General features: G+C 64.4%; 16 protein-coding genes. 4 read left to right on the forward strand and 12 right to left on the reverse strand.

The annotated features are described in order from the left end of the window. Positions 1-2: 2 nt before the first annotated feature. Positions 3-1,163: a MalY/PatB family protein gene (locus tag ACSHWJ_RS12930; protein ID WP_432539893.1), complete on the reverse strand. Its 1,161-nt coding sequence runs from the start codon at positions 1,161-1,163 to the stop codon at positions 3-5. Between the two features lie 187 nt (positions 1,164-1,350). On the opposite strand from ACSHWJ_RS12930, the gene cysK reads away from it, so the two are divergent. Both cysK and ACSHWJ_RS12940 read left to right on the forward strand, forming a co-directional pair. Then, positions 1,351-2,283 (forward strand): cysteine synthase A, encoded by a 933-nt coding sequence (gene cysK / locus ACSHWJ_RS12935; RefSeq protein WP_010960323.1) that lies wholly within the window; start codon positions 1,351-1,353, stop codon positions 2,281-2,283. Positions 2,284-2,384: 101 nt separating this feature from the next. Continuing rightward, positions 2,385-2,669 (forward strand): hypothetical protein, encoded by a 285-nt coding sequence (locus ACSHWJ_RS12940; protein WP_017364433.1) that lies wholly within the window; start codon positions 2,385-2,387, stop codon positions 2,667-2,669. Between the two features lie 62 nt (positions 2,670-2,731). Here ACSHWJ_RS12940 and ACSHWJ_RS12945 read toward each other — a convergent pair whose 3' ends face one another. From ACSHWJ_RS12945 to ACSHWJ_RS12985, 9 genes are all read right to left on the reverse strand, one after another. Continuing rightward, a complete protein-coding gene (locus ACSHWJ_RS12945) occupies positions 2,732-3,337 on the reverse strand; it encodes a peroxiredoxin (protein WP_010960324.1) in 606 nt (201 codons plus the stop codon). Between the two features lie 155 nt (positions 3,338-3,492). Beyond that, a complete protein-coding gene (locus ACSHWJ_RS12950) occupies positions 3,493-3,939 on the reverse strand; it encodes a hypothetical protein (protein ID WP_010960325.1) in 447 nt (148 codons plus the stop codon). A gap of 209 nt (positions 3,940-4,148) precedes the next feature. Next, the gene (locus ACSHWJ_RS12955) at positions 4,149-4,496 is read right to left on the reverse strand and encodes a hypothetical protein (protein ID WP_432539894.1); all 348 of its coding nucleotides are present in this window, start codon (positions 4,494-4,496) and stop codon (positions 4,149-4,151) included. A gap of 172 nt (positions 4,497-4,668) precedes the next feature. After that, positions 4,669-5,013: a hypothetical protein gene (locus tag ACSHWJ_RS12960; protein WP_432539895.1), complete on the reverse strand. Its 345-nt coding sequence runs from the start codon at positions 5,011-5,013 to the stop codon at positions 4,669-4,671. A 232-nt stretch (positions 5,014-5,245) separates the two neighbouring features. Further along, complete coding sequence (locus ACSHWJ_RS12965; protein WP_432539896.1) at positions 5,246-6,580, reverse strand: PepSY-associated TM helix domain-containing protein; 1,335 nt, start codon at positions 6,578-6,580, stop codon at positions 5,246-5,248. Positions 6,581-6,586: 6 nt separating this feature from the next. Further along, positions 6,587-7,432: a DNA/RNA non-specific endonuclease gene (locus ACSHWJ_RS12970; RefSeq protein ID WP_248617078.1), complete on the reverse strand. Its 846-nt coding sequence runs from the start codon at positions 7,430-7,432 to the stop codon at positions 6,587-6,589. 208 nt (positions 7,433-7,640) lie between these two features. Beyond that, a complete protein-coding gene (locus ACSHWJ_RS12975; RefSeq protein WP_041361455.1) occupies positions 7,641-8,240 on the reverse strand; it encodes a hypothetical protein in 600 nt (199 codons plus the stop codon). Positions 8,241-8,453: 213 nt separating this feature from the next. After that, positions 8,454-9,578 carry a Glu/Leu/Phe/Val dehydrogenase dimerization domain-containing protein gene (locus ACSHWJ_RS12980; protein ID WP_432539897.1) on the reverse strand — a complete coding sequence of 375 codons (1,125 nt, stop codon included), beginning with the start codon at positions 9,576-9,578 and terminating at the stop codon, positions 8,454-8,456. Between the two features lie 143 nt (positions 9,579-9,721). Next, positions 9,722-10,081, reverse strand: a complete 360-nt coding sequence (locus ACSHWJ_RS12985; RefSeq protein WP_010960332.1) for an HPF/RaiA family ribosome-associated protein — start codon at positions 10,079-10,081, stop codon at positions 9,722-9,724. Between the two features lie 270 nt (positions 10,082-10,351). On the opposite strand from ACSHWJ_RS12985, the gene ACSHWJ_RS12990 reads away from it, so the two are divergent. Continuing rightward, positions 10,352-12,649 carry a Tex family protein gene (locus ACSHWJ_RS12990; protein ID WP_432539898.1) on the forward strand — a complete coding sequence of 766 codons (2,298 nt, stop codon included), beginning with the start codon at positions 10,352-10,354 and terminating at the stop codon, positions 12,647-12,649. Positions 12,650-12,659: 10 nt separating this feature from the next. Here ACSHWJ_RS12990 and ACSHWJ_RS12995 read toward each other — a convergent pair whose 3' ends face one another. Further along, positions 12,660-13,670, reverse strand: a complete 1,011-nt coding sequence (locus ACSHWJ_RS12995) for an alpha/beta hydrolase (RefSeq protein WP_218797535.1) — start codon at positions 13,668-13,670, stop codon at positions 12,660-12,662. Between the two features lie 346 nt (positions 13,671-14,016). Here ACSHWJ_RS12995 and ACSHWJ_RS13000 point away from each other — a divergent pair, with 346 nt between their 5' ends. Then, a complete protein-coding gene (locus ACSHWJ_RS13000) occupies positions 14,017-14,823 on the forward strand; it encodes a hypothetical protein (protein ID WP_333688792.1) in 807 nt (268 codons plus the stop codon). Between the two features lie 28 nt (positions 14,824-14,851). Here ACSHWJ_RS13000 and ACSHWJ_RS13005 read toward each other — a convergent pair whose 3' ends face one another. After that, on the reverse strand, positions 14,852-15,169 hold the full coding sequence (locus ACSHWJ_RS13005) for a DUF6156 family protein (RefSeq protein ID WP_041361457.1): 318 nt from the start codon (positions 15,167-15,169) through the stop codon (positions 14,852-14,854). Between the last annotated feature and the right edge of the window lie 80 nt (positions 15,170-15,249).

Here is a 15,249-nt window from a genome sequence, read left to right on the forward strand (position 1 = left end):
TTTCAAAGCGCGCCGGCGATACGCTCCAAGGCCTCGGCGATGATCCGCCTCGGGGCGCCGATGTTGAGGCGCATGAACCCGCTGCCGGCATCGCCGAAAGTGATTCCGGGATTCATGCCGACCCGCGCCTCGTGTACGAAGAATTGCTTCAGTGCCGCATCGCTCATGCCCAGCGCGCGGCAATCCAGCCAGACCAGATAGGTGCCCTCGGGCGGGACCGGCCGGATAGCCGGCGCGTGGCGGCCGAGGAAATCGGCCACGAAGTCGCGGGTCTCGGCGAGATAGGGCAGCAAACGCTCCAGCCAGCCTTCGCCCTCGCGGTAGGCCGCTTCGAAGGCCGTGAGGCCGAACGGCGTCGAGGCGCCGATGTGGAACAGTTCGTAGATCTCGCGCAGCGCCCTGCGCAGGCCGGCGTCCGGGACGATGAGGGCGGACAGGCCCAAGCCGGGGATGTTGAAAGTCTTGGATGGGGCCACCGCGGTCAGAACGTTGGGGGGATTGTCCGCCAGCGCGGCCAGCGGCGTGTGCCGGTAGCCCGGATAGATCAGATCGTGATGGATTTCGTCGGACAGTACGGTCATACCGTAGCGGTCGGCGATGCGTAGCACCTCCTCCAGTTCCTCCCTCGACCACACCCGCCCGACCGGGTTGTGCGGCGAACACAGGATCATGAGCCGGGCGCCTTCGGCGGCCCGGCGTTCCAGGCCCTCGTAGTCCATCCGGTACCGCCCCTGCTCCAGCCGCAATGGATTCAGCGCCAACCGGCGGCCGGGAACGGTGACCGCCGTGAAGAAGGGATGGTAGACGGGCGGCTGAATCACCACGGGGTCACCGGGTCGGGTGAAGGCCATCACCGCGGCGTGGAGCGAGGGCACCACGCCGGGAGAAAGGAGTATCCATTCCCGCCGGATTTCCCAGCCATGACGTTTCTTCATCCAGGCGATCAGCGCTTCGTACAGGCTGTCCGGGCACAGGGTGTAGCCGTAAATCGGATGGGCCGCGCGTTCCGACAAGGCCTGCGTGATCGCTGACGGCGCGGCGAAGTCCATGTCGGCGATCCACAGCGGAATCACGTCCTCGCTGCCGAAATAGGCGCCGCGTCCCTCGTATTTGACGGACAGGGTGCCGGCGCGCGGGATTTCGAGGTCGAATTCGGAAGCCACCCGGTCGTTCTCCTGGAGTCGTTCAAAGCTCTTCAAGTCTACCGGAAGGCGCCGCCGAAGGGTGGTGATGCAGTGCTTCACAAAAGAAATGACCCACTCGCCTCCTGGGGATATAGAATGCCGCGACGAGCGGTGCATGCTCCGCTCAAGCCCTCATCACCCTTGGAATCTTTCGCGTGCCAGACCCATGAAAATCGCCAATAGCGTCACCGATCTCATCGGCAATACCCCCCTGGTCCGAATCCACCGGCTCAGCGCAGGCTGCGGCGCGGAGGTCGTCGCCAAGCTCGAATTCTTCAACCCGGCCCACAGCGTCAAGGACCGCATCGGCGCGGCGATGATCGACGCCGCCGAGCAAGCCGGCCTGATCGGTCCGGACACCGTCATCGTCGAACCCACCAGCGGCAACACCGGCATCGCCCTGGCCATGGTCTGCGCCGCGCGCGGCTACCGCTGCGTGCTGACCATGCCCGAAACCATGAGCAAGGAGCGTCGCATGCTGCTGCGGGCCTACGGGGCGGAGCTCGTTCTGACACCGGGCCCGGATGGCATGGGCGGGGCGATCCGTAAGGCGGAGGAACTGGCGGCTTCCGATCCGAAATATTTCATGCCCCAGCAGTTCAAGAACGCCGCCAATCCGGAAATCCACCGCAGGACGACGGCCGAGGAAATCTGGCGCGACACCGAGGGTCGGGTCGACATCGTGGTGGCGGGAGTCGGTACCGGCGGTACCATCACCGGGGTGGGCGAAGTCCTGAAGCAGCGCAAGCCCTCCCTTCGGTGTGTAGCGGTGGAGCCGGACGCTTCGCCGGTGCTGTCCGGCGGCGAGAAGGGACCGCACCCGATCCAGGGCATTGGCGCCGGCTTCGTGCCGCCGATCCTGAATACCACGATTTACGACGAGGTCATCCGGGTGAAGAACGACGATGCTTTCGAATTCGCCCGGCGCGCGGCCCGGGAGGAGGGTCTGCTGGTCGGCATTTCTTCCGGTGCGGCGCTGTGGGCCGCGCGGCAACTGGCATGCCGTCCGGAGAACGCAGGGAAGCTGATCGTGACGATCATCCCCTCGTTCGGCGAACGCTACCTCAGTACCGCCCTGTTTGCACATCTGGAGGACTAAAGCCCGGTTCACGGCGTGAACCGAAGCCGTGAGTCCTGTATCTTATCGGTCCGGTGGGGCGAAGGCCCATGTCGAAATAAGAAAACGATGGAGGAGAAATCATGATCGGCGGCATCGTCGCAATTCTGATTGCGATCTGGTTCTACCGCTCGGCGGAAGGTCGCGGCCTGCCCGCGGTGCAATGGGCATTCGCCGGGCTGGTGGCCTATTACGTTCCGAATTTCATCTGGAGCCTGGTGGTGGCCAAGCCTTTGATGGCCGAATTCCATGCCCGATCGGCCGTCATGATGGCGGGATTGATCGGGCATTCGTCCGTGGTGGTGGGAGCGGTGGTGGCGATAGCCGTCCGCCACTATTTCCTGCTGCGGGCTCCGACCAACGGCTAAGCAAAAAGCGCGGGGGAGGTCGATTCCACCCGCGCTTTCCTGCGCACCGTGCGCCGGCGGGATTACAGCTTGTCAGCGTTCTTGCTCAGATAACTGGCCACCCCTTCCGGGTCGGCCTTCATGCCGCTCTGGCCCTTGTTCCAGCCCGCGGGGCAGACTTCCCCGTGTTCCTCGTGGAATTGCAGGGCATCCACCATGCGGATCAGCTCGTCCATGTTGCGGCCCAGCGGCAGATCGTTGACGACCTGGTGGCGCACGATGCCCGACTTGTCGATCAGGAAGGTGCCACGATAGGCCACGGCAGCACCTTCGACTTCGACATCGTAGGCCTTGACGATGGCATGGCTGACGTCGGCGACCAGCGTGTATTTGACCGGTCCGATGCCGCCCTTGTCGATGGGGGTGTTGCGCCATGCATTATGGGTGAACTGGGAGTCGACCGAAACGCCGATCACCTCCACGCCGCGCTTCTTGAGCTCATCGACGCGGTGATCCAATGCGATCAGTTCCGACGGGCAGACGAAAGTGAAATCCAGCGGGTAGAACACGAGGGCGACATACTTGCCCTTCGTTTCCTTCGAAAACCAGTAGTCGTCGACGATGGTGCCGCAGCCGAGGACCGCCGCGGCTTTGAAATCCGGGGCCGGTTTGCCTACGAGAACGCTCATTTACAGATCTCCTATGAATGAATGGACGGTGTTGGATCGCGGTGCCGGGCGAAACCTCGGGTCCAGCCCGGCGACCCTACGAATTTTGAGAGAGAGCCGGAAATCGGCAACCGGATTGTACACAAAATTACTCAGAAATAGTCCAGAGCCGGCATTCACAACGTAGAGTGTGAAAAGGTGTCCATCAGGTCCTGCCAGACTGCGCCGATCACCGGATCCGGCAGGCCGCAGATGCGCGTGATGAGACCGCCGTCTCGGTGATAGAGTTCGACCGCGGCCCCGGACTGGCCTTCGTCGTCTTGCTCCGTCAGGTAAATCCGTCCGATCATCCGCTCTTCCAGCCCAAGGCTGAATTGATCGCTTTCGATCACGATGCGGCCCTTTTCCCGTACGCATTGGCGCAATGGGCCCATGAACAGCTGCCCCACGCCGGGACCGCTCAAATAAACCATGCAGGGCAGCCCGATGTTGGCCAGGAGACTCAGGCGTTCACAAAATGCTTCGAGGCCGAGCAGCACCCGGTGCGTGATCCGTGAGACGCCCAGAGGGGAAACGTGCGGGTGCAAATGTCCTGGATTCAGGCCGGTCGAGGGATCTGACATATGCGGCTCCGTTGTCGTCTAGCGGAAAGAACAGAGTGACCTGCGTTCGAGATTCCGTTTAGCAAATCGGGTGCCATGGTCGGCTCCGGCTTCCCTGGACCGCGCGAGACCGCGTGATTCGGCGCTCAGTGTAGTTTTCCGGATTTAGCGGAGTGTGACGCCGGCTGTGTGGACTCACCCACGAGCGCGGGAAATCGCGCCGCCCGTCTTCACTGCGCCCGCGGATAGCGCCGTTCCAGGTCGGTGAGGAAACGGTCGATCTGCCGCAGTCCACCGTAAAGAAGCTTGGGGGTGCGCCGATGCAGCCAGCGTTCCAGGCGGTAGCCCATCCTTGGCCACAGAACCAGTGTCCCGGCGACCCAGAAAGGTGTCCCGATGACGCCGGGCGCCAGTTCGGCGACGATGCCGGCGGTCACCAGCAGCCAGCCGACATCGCGCGGCAGGCTTTCGAGATAGCGGGCGGCCACTCCCGGCTCGGCCTGATCGATGCGTGCCGGGAGGAGGGATGTGCCGGCGGGGGGGTGTCCGGCCTCGGCTTTTTCTTCGGAAACCGTCATGGATCGTTGCGTAAGACGTGCGCTTCGAGTCTCCCAGTCTGCGCCTTTACCGTTACAGGGCGATGAAGCTTTTGGCCGGGAGGGCTTGCGCGAAGTCCCTCGCCCGGGGAGGAAAAAAACAATCCCCGCAAGCTGCGGGGATGGCGGAGAACGGCGTTCGGTGACGAGGGGTTCAGGTCGTCGCCATGCCTTCCCCGGACGCAGCGAGCGCTGCGCGTTCATTTTCACGCCTGGTGAAATCCTTGACCGCGGAGTCGGCTCCGTCGTACATGCCTTTGGCGAGGGCGCTGTCTCTGGGAATCAGGCTGCCGATCATCAGGCCGCCGAACACCAGGCCGTAGGTGATGCCGTAGGAGCCGGTATAGACGACCTTGGAGAGGGTTCGGGCCAGGGCGGGAACGAATTCGCCCGCGGCTTTGCGTGCTTGACTGGCGCCTTCTTTCAATCCTTCCACGGCGACCGCGACCGCAGTGATCGCGGTGGATTTGGTGGCTTCGGTTCCGGACGCCGACTCCATCGAAGTCTCCGGTGCCGTGGCCTCGGTCGGGGGCGTGGGGGGGCTTTCTACTCCGGTGTCCTGGGACGTTCGGGATGAGGGTCTCTTGGCCATTGATAGTTTCTCCTGCCAACACGATTGAGACGGTTTTTCCGCTGCGGAGGACGGCGGGGCGGCGGAAAGTCCTGGTTTTCGCCCTGGGGAAAACCCTGAAAACCAAATATAACAAGATTTTCTTTTGCCGTCGTACACGTCATTGTGACGGTCCAAGAGGAGTTCGGTCCCGCGAGCGGCGGCGCTGCCGTTCCGCCCGGATTTTCGCCATGCCGCGGAACAGAACCGCCGTGACATGAGCGATGTGCGCCGTTGCAGCATGGGCGAGAGCCGACAGCAGGTCCTTCAGCTCCGGCCAATGGCGGTGCCAAAGCCGGATCCATCGGGAAGGAAGGCGGGGACGATAACGGACCACGTCGATCCGCCGCTTGTGCGCCCAGTGGACGAGGCCGGTCACATACAGTGCGAGGGGGACGAAACCGCCAAGAAATCCCAGGATGCGGCCGGTTGCGCCGAACAGGCTGCCGTTGTGCAAGGGGCGGATGGCGTTGACGAAGCGTTGTCCCCGGCTGAAGTCGGCGGAGTTGCGGGTCTGGCGGATGTGGCCGCTGTAGGGGTCCACCCAGACGGTGGTGAGGGCGTGATGCTCCCCGGTCCGGCGGAAGTCCACCCGGTACATGCCGTTGCTGGCACGGGGGGTGGTCACGCTGTCGACGACAGCGTTCGGAAACAGGCCGCGGGCCATCAGTATGGCCTGGGTCAGGTTCAGCGGCGTGTCGGAAACGGCGGACGAGGCAGTGATTTCTTCCGCATCGGGGCTGTCATGATGCCCGAAATCCGCGGTGCCGGTCACGGTGGTCAGCAGCGAGGGAAACGCGAGATGCAGCCCGGTGAGGGCGGCGGTCACCAGTAGCGGCAGGCCGTAAATCCCGGCGATCCGGTGCAGGTCGAAAATTCTCCGCTTGAAGCCGGCCCGGGGCTTGACGGTCATTGCTTGGCGCAGACGGCGGCCGGCTGGTAGCCACAGCCGGAAACCGGTGACGAGGCTGGCCAGCAGCGCCAAGCCGGTCAGGCCGACGAGCACCTGGCCGAATCCGCCCAAAAGCCACTGGGAATGCAGGCGGTGGGTCCAGGTTGCGAAGGTGTGGCCCCAGAACCGGTTTGCCAGGATTTTCCCCGTGTAGGGATCGATGGCCACCATGAGTGGGGCATAGGGTTCCCCGCTGGTTTCGATCGGTTTGTCGTACCAGGCGACCGCCGGGCTGTCGGGCGACTCCGGGAATTGCAGCCGCCAGGATCCGAAGCGTCGGGGATGGGCGGATTTCACCGCAGCCATCATCTGGTCCGGTGACAACCCGCCGCCAGCGCGGGGGATCACCGTGAGCTCGGGATTGAGCCAACGGTCGAGTTCCGGGCCGACCAGATTCAGACTGCCGGTGAGTCCCGTGAGGACGAAGAGAAACCCGACGCTCAAGGCGAGGGTCGAATGAATCCTGAGCCAGCGCTTTCGCCGGTGCCGTCGGTTGGTCATCATCCCGTGTTACTCATGGTCTGGTGGAGGAGGGGGCCGGCGATGTCTGGAAGAAGAAAGCCGTCCGGGCAACCGGGCCAATTCCTGCAATCCCCAGGGTTGGGACGCGATTTCCGCTTCCAGGTCCGCTTCTGCGGCGTCTTCGAGTTCGTGGAAGAAATCCAGGCCGGACAGGGCCTCAACGGTGTCGACGCTGGCCAGGAAACGGTCCAGGGGGGCGTTTGCGGGCGCATCCTGCGGCACGATGAAGGCCAGGAGGCGTGGAGCACCCGATGCAGTCGGCGCCGCATAGATTCGGAAGAAGGCATCGGGAATTTCGACCCGGAAAGCCGATTTCAGCCGCTCCGTCCGGGCATCGAACAAGGGGCCGGTGACGACCCAGACCGGATCGAACAGACGGGTGAAATGGTCCAGTTCGGCTTCCTCCAGGCGCTCCCATAGCTTGCGGTTCAGTTCGGGCTTTTGCGGGACGACGTTGGTCATCAGGAAACTGTCGAGCTGTCCCGGCCGACCAAACAGCAGGTCCATCGCATGATTGGGGGCCATGTGTCCCCGATCGTACCCGCTGCGGGTATAGTCGTCGGGGCTGACCCGCGTCAGGTTGCGCCAGTCGGTCCTGAAATGGCGGGGGCGGGGATGCGTTTCCCCGCCGTGACTGACCGGCCGCAAGGTGAAGATGACCCAAAGCGGATTGCCGCGCAGTTCCGAATACCCGAGCATGAACCCGTGGTTGCGGAGTACGTGAGTCCAGGTCTGCGGCCGTTTCCAGTCGGTCGCGCGAGGAACGCCCAGATAGGCCATGCGGGGTCTGGCCAGGAAGACCTCGTAGGCATACCCGGCTGCTGCGGCGATCAATGCCAGGGCCCACAGGGCGGCGTGAAGACGGCGGGGAGCGTATGTCGTAGGTGATGCGTGTCGGCGTGTTCCGGACCGGGGCCGGCGGCTGGAGAATGGAAGCAAGGACGGCAAGCGGCTCGGGTTATCGCTGGGGGAGGAACGGAAAAAGCCGCCGGACCGGTGTTGACCGGTCGGCGGCTCGGCGGAAGCAGGAAGCCTTGCCTGCTCAGTGCTGCACTGCCGGGGCGGGCGTGGCTGCCGAGTGGGCGCCGTGACCGCCTTCGCTTGCCCCATGGCCGCCGTGGCCGCCGCGGCCGGTGCCGCCGCCGCTCTGGCCAGGACCTGCGCCACCGCCACCGGCTCCGGCGCTGACCCCTTGGCTCTGACGCAGGCCGATGGCTCCCCCCGATGCCTTCGCGATGTTCTCGGCAGTGAGCCCACCCAGGGCGATGGCGGAATCGACCACGATGGTCGACACGGCGGTGACGTCCTGACGGTCGGCGATGTCGCTGGTGACCACGGCTTTGACCGGCGCCGTGGATGCGGCATTGGGGTTCGTGGGGGTCACGGTGATGACGATGGGATAGACCGTGCCGGCGGGGATGGTCAGTTCGAAATGGTTGGTGTCTTTCAGGTCGAACGCAGTGATGACCGCGCCATTCCTGTCGGTGACCTGCAGGCGTCCGTCGTTGATCGGGCCGGTTTGATCGCTGACATTGCCGCTGATGTGGGCTTCCGAGCTCGACGCGGCGGGGATGGAGCTGCCATTGTCGCCGCAGCCGGTGATCAAGCCGGTGAGGACCAGGGAAAGGGCTCCGGCTTTCATGAGATGAAGCGCGTTCGTTGTATTCTGCATCGCCATGTCTGTATAACCACTTTCCGTACTAGAGCGGGAATGGAGGGTCTGTTCGTCGGAACAGTGTAATGTCCGTATGGTATGCTCGCGACCAGCGCGACGGATCGCGTGGCTTTATAGCACAAGCAGAAACACGGTGTACACTGGTCGAGCCCCCGGCGAGGGGATTCGCAGCCACTCTCTTCAGTCTGCCGACAGACCGCTCCAGCGGCGGTAGCTCATGGCTTTGACGATCGGCTTCATCGCAAGCCGGACTGCCGCCTCGCGGGGCAGGGTGCCGTCGGTTTCGACCGACTGCAGAACCTTCTCCGTATTGCGGCGGATCTTTTCCTTGATGGCGCTCAGGACCTGGGTCTTGTTGGCGCCACGGCATTCCATAGCAGCTCCGATCAGGCCGCCGGCGTTGGCGATGAAGTCCGGGACGCAGATGATGCCTTTTTCGTGAAGATAGCGCTCCGCCGCAGGGGCCAGTGACGCATCGGCCGCTTCCACCACCAGCCGGGCCTTGAGCCGGGCGGCGTTGTCCGGCGTGATGACGTCACTGCCGGCGGCCGGTATCCAGATGTCGCAGTCCAGATCGACCGCGGCGTCCGGAGCGAGGCGCTCGCCTTCGGACGAATCCACCACGCTGCCGCCCTTCGCCTTGATGGCGACCAGCTCGGCGATGTCGAGTCCCCGCGGGTGGTGGAGCGTTCCCCCGCTGTCGGCGATGCCTACCACCACGGCGCCGTTTTCCACGAGGTAGCGGGCGGTGTTCTGGCCGACCGTGCCGAATCCCTGTATGACGACCCGGGCGTCTTCGAGTTTGAAACCGCAGTACCGTAGCGCCACCTCGGTGGCATGGTAGAGCCCCCAGCCGGCAGCGCCGATGCGGCTCAGCGCGATGCCGCCCAGTTCCCGCGGGAGACCGACCGCTCTGCCGTTTTCGTCGCGGATCCAGGCCATGGCGGTTTCACCGGAACCCATGTCCGGTGCGAAGATGAACTGGTCTTCGCTTCGCAGTGCGCACGCCAGCGCCCGCACCCGATGTTGTCTGCAGGCGTTTTCAGGGCTTCCGGGAGCCGGGTGGAGCATTGCGATCCCCCCGCCGTGGGGGAGGTCGGCCGCGGCGCTCTTGAGGGTCATGGTCCGGGCGAGGCGGCAGCCGTCGGCGGTGGAACCGGCGGAAGCGATGCGCAATCCGCCGATCGCCGGTCCCAATGCGACGTTGTCGATGATGACGGTTGCCCTCAGCCCGACCGAAGGTTCCCGGACTTGAATGATGCGGGCGGGACCGAATTCGTCGGAGGGGTCGAATATGTCCGTCATTTGGGACTCCTGTAGGCGGGAACGATCGTCGTCAAGCCCAACAGGCTAGCCCGCCCATATTACAGTGAGTCGAGGGATGGTCCGCCGGAATGAGGATGGATTCCCGAAGGGACCCGCCCGTGGCATGGCGGGTCCTCGGCGATTCAGATCGTCTGGGGTGCCTGATGGTTTTTGACTTCGCCGCGCTGTATGCGGACGTATTCTTCGAGCTGGCGCTTGAGCGCGTCGAAAGCGTCGCGCAGTGCGACGTAGACGTCCTCATGAGCCTGTTTGTCGTGATGTTCGCGACTGACTACCAGATGTTTGTTCGGCACGGCCAGGTCGATGCGCACATGGTAGAGATTACCCTGGTGCTGATGATGGTGCTCGGCTTCCACGGCAACCCTGCAGCTGATGATATGGTCGCAGAACTGCTCCAGCTTGCCAGCTTTTTCGCGAATCCTGGTCTCCACCGCGTCGGAGTGCGGAATGCCACGAAATGTAATCTCCAGAGGTACTTGCATAATCGATCCCGATGACTTTTCGAATGAGTGTGAGCTTGGGAAGAGTCGGTGCGCCGGCGGTCCTCGGCTTCGTCGGCGTTTCTGTCGAGCCGGCCCGCCCTCCCCGTTCGCGAGGCGCGCATCGAACTGCGGCGCAATTGTGCATTATTGCATTGCTTTGCGGCGGTGTCGAACGAGCCTTGCCCGGATTCTTCCGGGTCCGGCTGCGTTGCAAGGGGTGGGGCTGTTAAAATCCGGGTTATTTTACCGACTCGTGCAGGATCGAAGACGATGGATGTGATCGCCCGCATCGCTCAGGAACTCGGCGTCCAGGTACGCCAGGTACAAGCGGCGGCAGCGCTGCTGGACGAAGGCGCCACTGTGCCTTTCATCGCGCGCTACCGCAAGGAAGTGACCGGGGGTCTGGATGATACCCAATTGCGCACCCTGGAAGTCCGCCTCGGCTATCTGCGCGAGCTGAATGACCGACGCGAAGTCATTCTGGCCAGCATCGCCGAACAGGGCAAGCTGACCGCGGAGCTGGAGCAGGCCATCCGTGAGGCCGATACCAAGACCGGGCTCGAAGACCTGTATCTTCCCTACCGGCCGAGGCGGCGGACCAAGGCACAGATCGCCCGAGAGGCGGGTTTGGAGCCTCTGGCCGATGCGTTGCTGGCCGAACCGGCGCTCGAACCTCTGGCGACGGCGACCGGCTATGTCGATGCCGGCAAAGGCGTGGCCGATGCCGGCGCAGCCTTGGACGGTGCCCGTCAAATCCTGATGGAGCGCTTCGCCGAGGAGGCGGTCTTGGCGGGCGAGTTGCGTGAAAAGGTGTGGCGCGAAGGGCTTCTGGTTTCGTCCCTGGTGGATGGCAAGGCAGAGGGAGGAGCGAAGTTCAAGGATTATTTCGACTATGAGGAGGCTCTGGCCGGGATTCCTTCGCACCGCGCCCTGGCCCTGCTGCGCGGGCGCAATGAAGGCGTCCTGTCGCTGGTTCTGCGGGTGGCCAAGGACGAGGAAGCCGGCCACCGGTTCGCCGAACACCGCATCGCCAGCGCTTTCGCCATCGCCGACCGCGGACGTCCGGCGGACTCCTGGTTGTTGGAAACCGTGCGCCTGGCCTGGAGGGTGAAGCTTCTCACCCGCATCGAACTTGATCTGATGCAGCGCCTGCGGGAGACGGCGGAGGCCGAGGCCATCCGGGTGTTCGCCAGCAACCTGAAGGATTTGCTGCTGGCCGCGCCGGCCGGGCAGCGCGCCACCCTGGGGTTGGATCCGGGGTTGCGCACCGGGGTCAAGGTCGCCGTGGTCGATGGCACCGGCAAACTGGTGGCCACCGGTACGATCTATCCGCATGCCCCCAGGAACCAGTGGGATCAGTCCATCGCCACCCTGGCCGCGCTGATCGCGCGCCACGGCGTCAGCCTGGTCAGCATTGGCAACGGCACCGCTTCGCGCGAGACCGACCAATTGATTGCCGATCTGATGCAGCGCCATCCGGAACTGGGCGTGACCCGCGTGGTGGTGTCGGAGGCCGGGGCCTCGGTGTATTCGGCCTCGGAGCTGGCAGCGCAGGAATTTCCCGAGCTGGACGTATCGTTGCGCGGCGCGGTGTCCATCGCCCGCCGCCTACAGGATCCGCTGGCGGAGCTGGTCAAGATCGATCCCAAGTCGATAGGCGTCGGCCAGTACCAGCACGACGTCAACCAGGCCCAACTCGGCCGTACCCTCGATGCGGTGGTGGAGGACTGCGTGAACGCGGTGGGGGTGGACGTCAACACCGCTTCGGTCTCGCTGCTGCGTTACGTCTCCGGCCTGTCGCCGAGTCTGGGCCGGAATATCGTGGAATACCGCAACCAGCATGGGCCGTTCGCCAATCGGGAGCAGCTGAGGCAGGTCTCGCGGCTCGGGCCCAAGGCCTTCGAGCAGGCCGCAGGCTTCCTGCGCATCACCAATGGCGAACATCCGTTGGATGCGTCCGCCGTGCATCCGGAAGCCTATCCGGTGGTGGAGAAGATCGTCCGGCGCACTGGCAAGGATATCCGTGAGCTGATCGGCAACGTGGCCTTCCTGCGCAGCGTGAATGCCGAGCAGTTCACCGACGAGCGCTTCGGCCTGCCCACCGTCACCGACATCCTGCGCGAACTGGAGAAGCCCGGTCGTGATCCGCGGCCGGAGTTCAAGACCGCCCGCTTCAAGGAGGGGGTGACCGAGCCGAAGGACCTCGAGCCGGGCATGCGGCTGGAAGGGGTGGTGACCAACGTCACCAATTTCGGCGCCTTCGTCGATGTCGGCGTGCATCAGGACGGTCTGGTCCACATCTCCCACCTGGCGGACAGGTTCGTGCGCGACCCGCGCGAAGTGGTCAAGGCCGGGGATGTGGTTCAAGTGAAGGTGCTGGAGGTCGATATCCCGCGCAGGCGGATCGCCCTGTCGATGCGCAGCGAGGCGGCGAAGGGCGAAGCGGAGCCGCCGCGCCGGGAAACGGGAGAGACGGCCGGCAAGCCGCGCCGCAGAGCCGCTCCCCAGCCGGTACGGCAAGGCGCGATGGCCGAGGCGTTGGCGCAGGCCTTGAAGCGCGGGCGCTGAGTTTACCGTTTCAGGTGCCGTCCGCTGCCGGGAGTCCTTCGGCGACCTGGCGTTCCGCCCCGGATGGCAGTGGCGCTGCCGGTGTCGCGATCCAGGCCGCAATGTCGCGCCAGGGCCGCTCGGCCTGGAGGTCGCGCAACAGCAGGTGGTAACCCCGGTGGTAATAGGCGAAGCGGGTGCCGGCTGGAAGCTTGTCCAGCAGTGCCATGAGCGGTGTCCTCGGAATGATCTCGTCGCGCTCGCCATAGAGCACGAGGGTCCGCGTCCTGAGCGCCGGGACACGTTCCTGGGCGGTATCCATCAGATCGGCCAGGCCGTGGATCGCGTCAACCCGGGTGGCCTTGATGACGTTCGGATCCCGGCCCAGCCCGCGGAGCATCTCTATGTTGTCCGATGCCATCACCCCCAGCCCTTCGCCGGTGAGGCGCAGCCAGGGGATGGTATGCGAGCTCACGGCCAGCAATAGGCTTTGGTACCACGGCATGGTGTCGCGCGACCATACTGCCGGTGCGGAGAGGATCAGGCCGTCGGCGCGCGGAGGCCGGGCGGAGGTCATGGCGACGATGGCCACGGCGCCGCCCATGCTTTCCCCGAGCAGATAGACCGGCACGCCCGGATGCCGGGTCTGGACCTGGCCGACGAAGGTTTCGAGATCCTCGGTATAGGCATCGACTCCTGCCCAGAGTCCGCGCCCCGGCGCCAGGCCGAAGCCGCGCTGGTCGTAGGCGTAGCAGCCGATACCCTGGGTCTTCAGATAACTGCCCAAAGGCTCGAAAGCAAGGCTGTAGTCGTTGAAGCCGTGGACGGCGACGACGACGGCTTTGGGGCGTGTCCCCGCCGGCAGCCAGTGCCGGACCGGGAGAACCGCGCCGTCGGCGGCGATGAAATGGGCGGCGTGCAACTGCGGCGACGCCACGACCGGGCCGGGACGGTTGATCACAGGGGTACAGGCCGCCTGTATCATGAGCGTTATCAGGCAAATCAAGGCACATCGGGGTGCGATGACGGCACGACGGTCCATGGCGGACGTGGCGGTGAGGAGATGAGCAGCGGATTATACCGCCGGACGCCGAGCCTTCCAGGTGAAAAAAAAATCGACCAGGGACGAGCAGTCGAGTGAGAAGACGTGAGTGCAAGACTTGGGAGAGGAGAATGCGGTCTTCGCGAAGAAGAAGTGTGTCGGTCCCCGGCGTACCCCAGAAAGGCAAAGTGTTCGCTCGATAAATGTACAAGACCCGTGCCACTCATTCGAGACGCCGTGTTTTCGGGCATCGGCGTCGGTCGTTGCGGCAGAATCGAGTCGGGGCTGTGGCAATAGCCCCGAGTCCTGCGGGAAATGACTTGGTTTGCCCTTGCTGAAGGATGCCATGGCTGCGTCGACGACACCCGCGCCAGTCAGGAAGTTTGGCGGAACCCTCGTTCATTTCGTGCGCGATGCTTACGGTTCGATCGAGGTGGTCGATGCATTCGGTGTACGGACCCTGCATTTCGGCACGCCGGCGCGACAAAGCGCCATGTGTCTGCAGGAGCCGGACAGGGTGGAACTGCCTTACGTGCGGGCGATGCTGAGCGCCCTGTTGTTCCAGCCCGAGCCTTCCGGCGTTCTGTTACTGGGGCTCGGTGGCGGTTCGCTGGCGAAGGCCTTGTTCCAGCACGTTCCGGCCTGTCGGATCGACGTGGTGGAGCGGCGCGGGGAGGTCGTCGAGGTCGCCCACCGGTTCTTCGGACTGCCTGTTCACCCGCGGTTGTCCATCACGGTCGGCGACGCCGGGACATTCGTCAAAGAGGCGGGGAGGCTTGCCGCCTATGATCTCATTCTCGCCGATCTGTTCGACGGGGAGGGCATGGCGTCGCCGGTGGCGGAGGAGTCGTTCTATTTCGGCTGCGCGAGTGCGCTGCGGCCGGCCGGCGTGTTCGGCATCAATCTCTGGGGCTCGCAGACCGCCCCTTGCAACCGGGCTCTGGAAATGATGAGAAGGGCCTTCGGCGGGCCGACATTCCGGCTGGCGGTTCCGGCGCGCGGCAATCTGATCGGGTTTTCGCTCGCCTCCGAGCCGAAGCGGGCGGTCCTGGAGGCGATGGAACGGCGGGCCCGGCGGCTCGAGGCCAGGCTGGGCATCGAATTCGGCCGTTTCCTGCGGGTCTTGAAAGCGTCGGGCCGGGTGTTTCCCTGACCGGGACCCGGGCCACGGGACGGTCGACTCAGTCCCTCGTCGCGTCGGCGAGGCGGAGGCCGTTTTCGTCGAAATCCAGTACGGTCAGTTCGCCGTCGGCGTCGGTGATTTCAGCGCGCCTGAGCTTGCCGTTCCGGTCATAGGCATAGCGGTGTTCCATCTCGACCTCACCGTAAACCATCTTCTGCAGGCCGACCAGGCGGTCCTGTTCGTCGAAATACCCCTGGAAATAAGTGTTCCTGTGGCCGATCTGTTCCGGCTCCAGTTCGGTCATCAGCTTGAGAGGGAGGTTTACACCGCTGTAGGTCAGGAAGAACCGGCATGTGCCGGCCATTGTTTCGGACATGGCTTCACCCGGGGCGTGATTTCTGGGAACGACGATGATGGCACAAGTCCGGGCCGGCATGGAATGCCGGGGTCTGCGTG

Source organism: Methylococcus sp. S1M, from assembly GCF_051295855.1.
Lineage (GTDB): Bacteria > Pseudomonadota > Gammaproteobacteria > Methylococcales > Methylococcaceae > Methylococcus > Methylococcus capsulatus.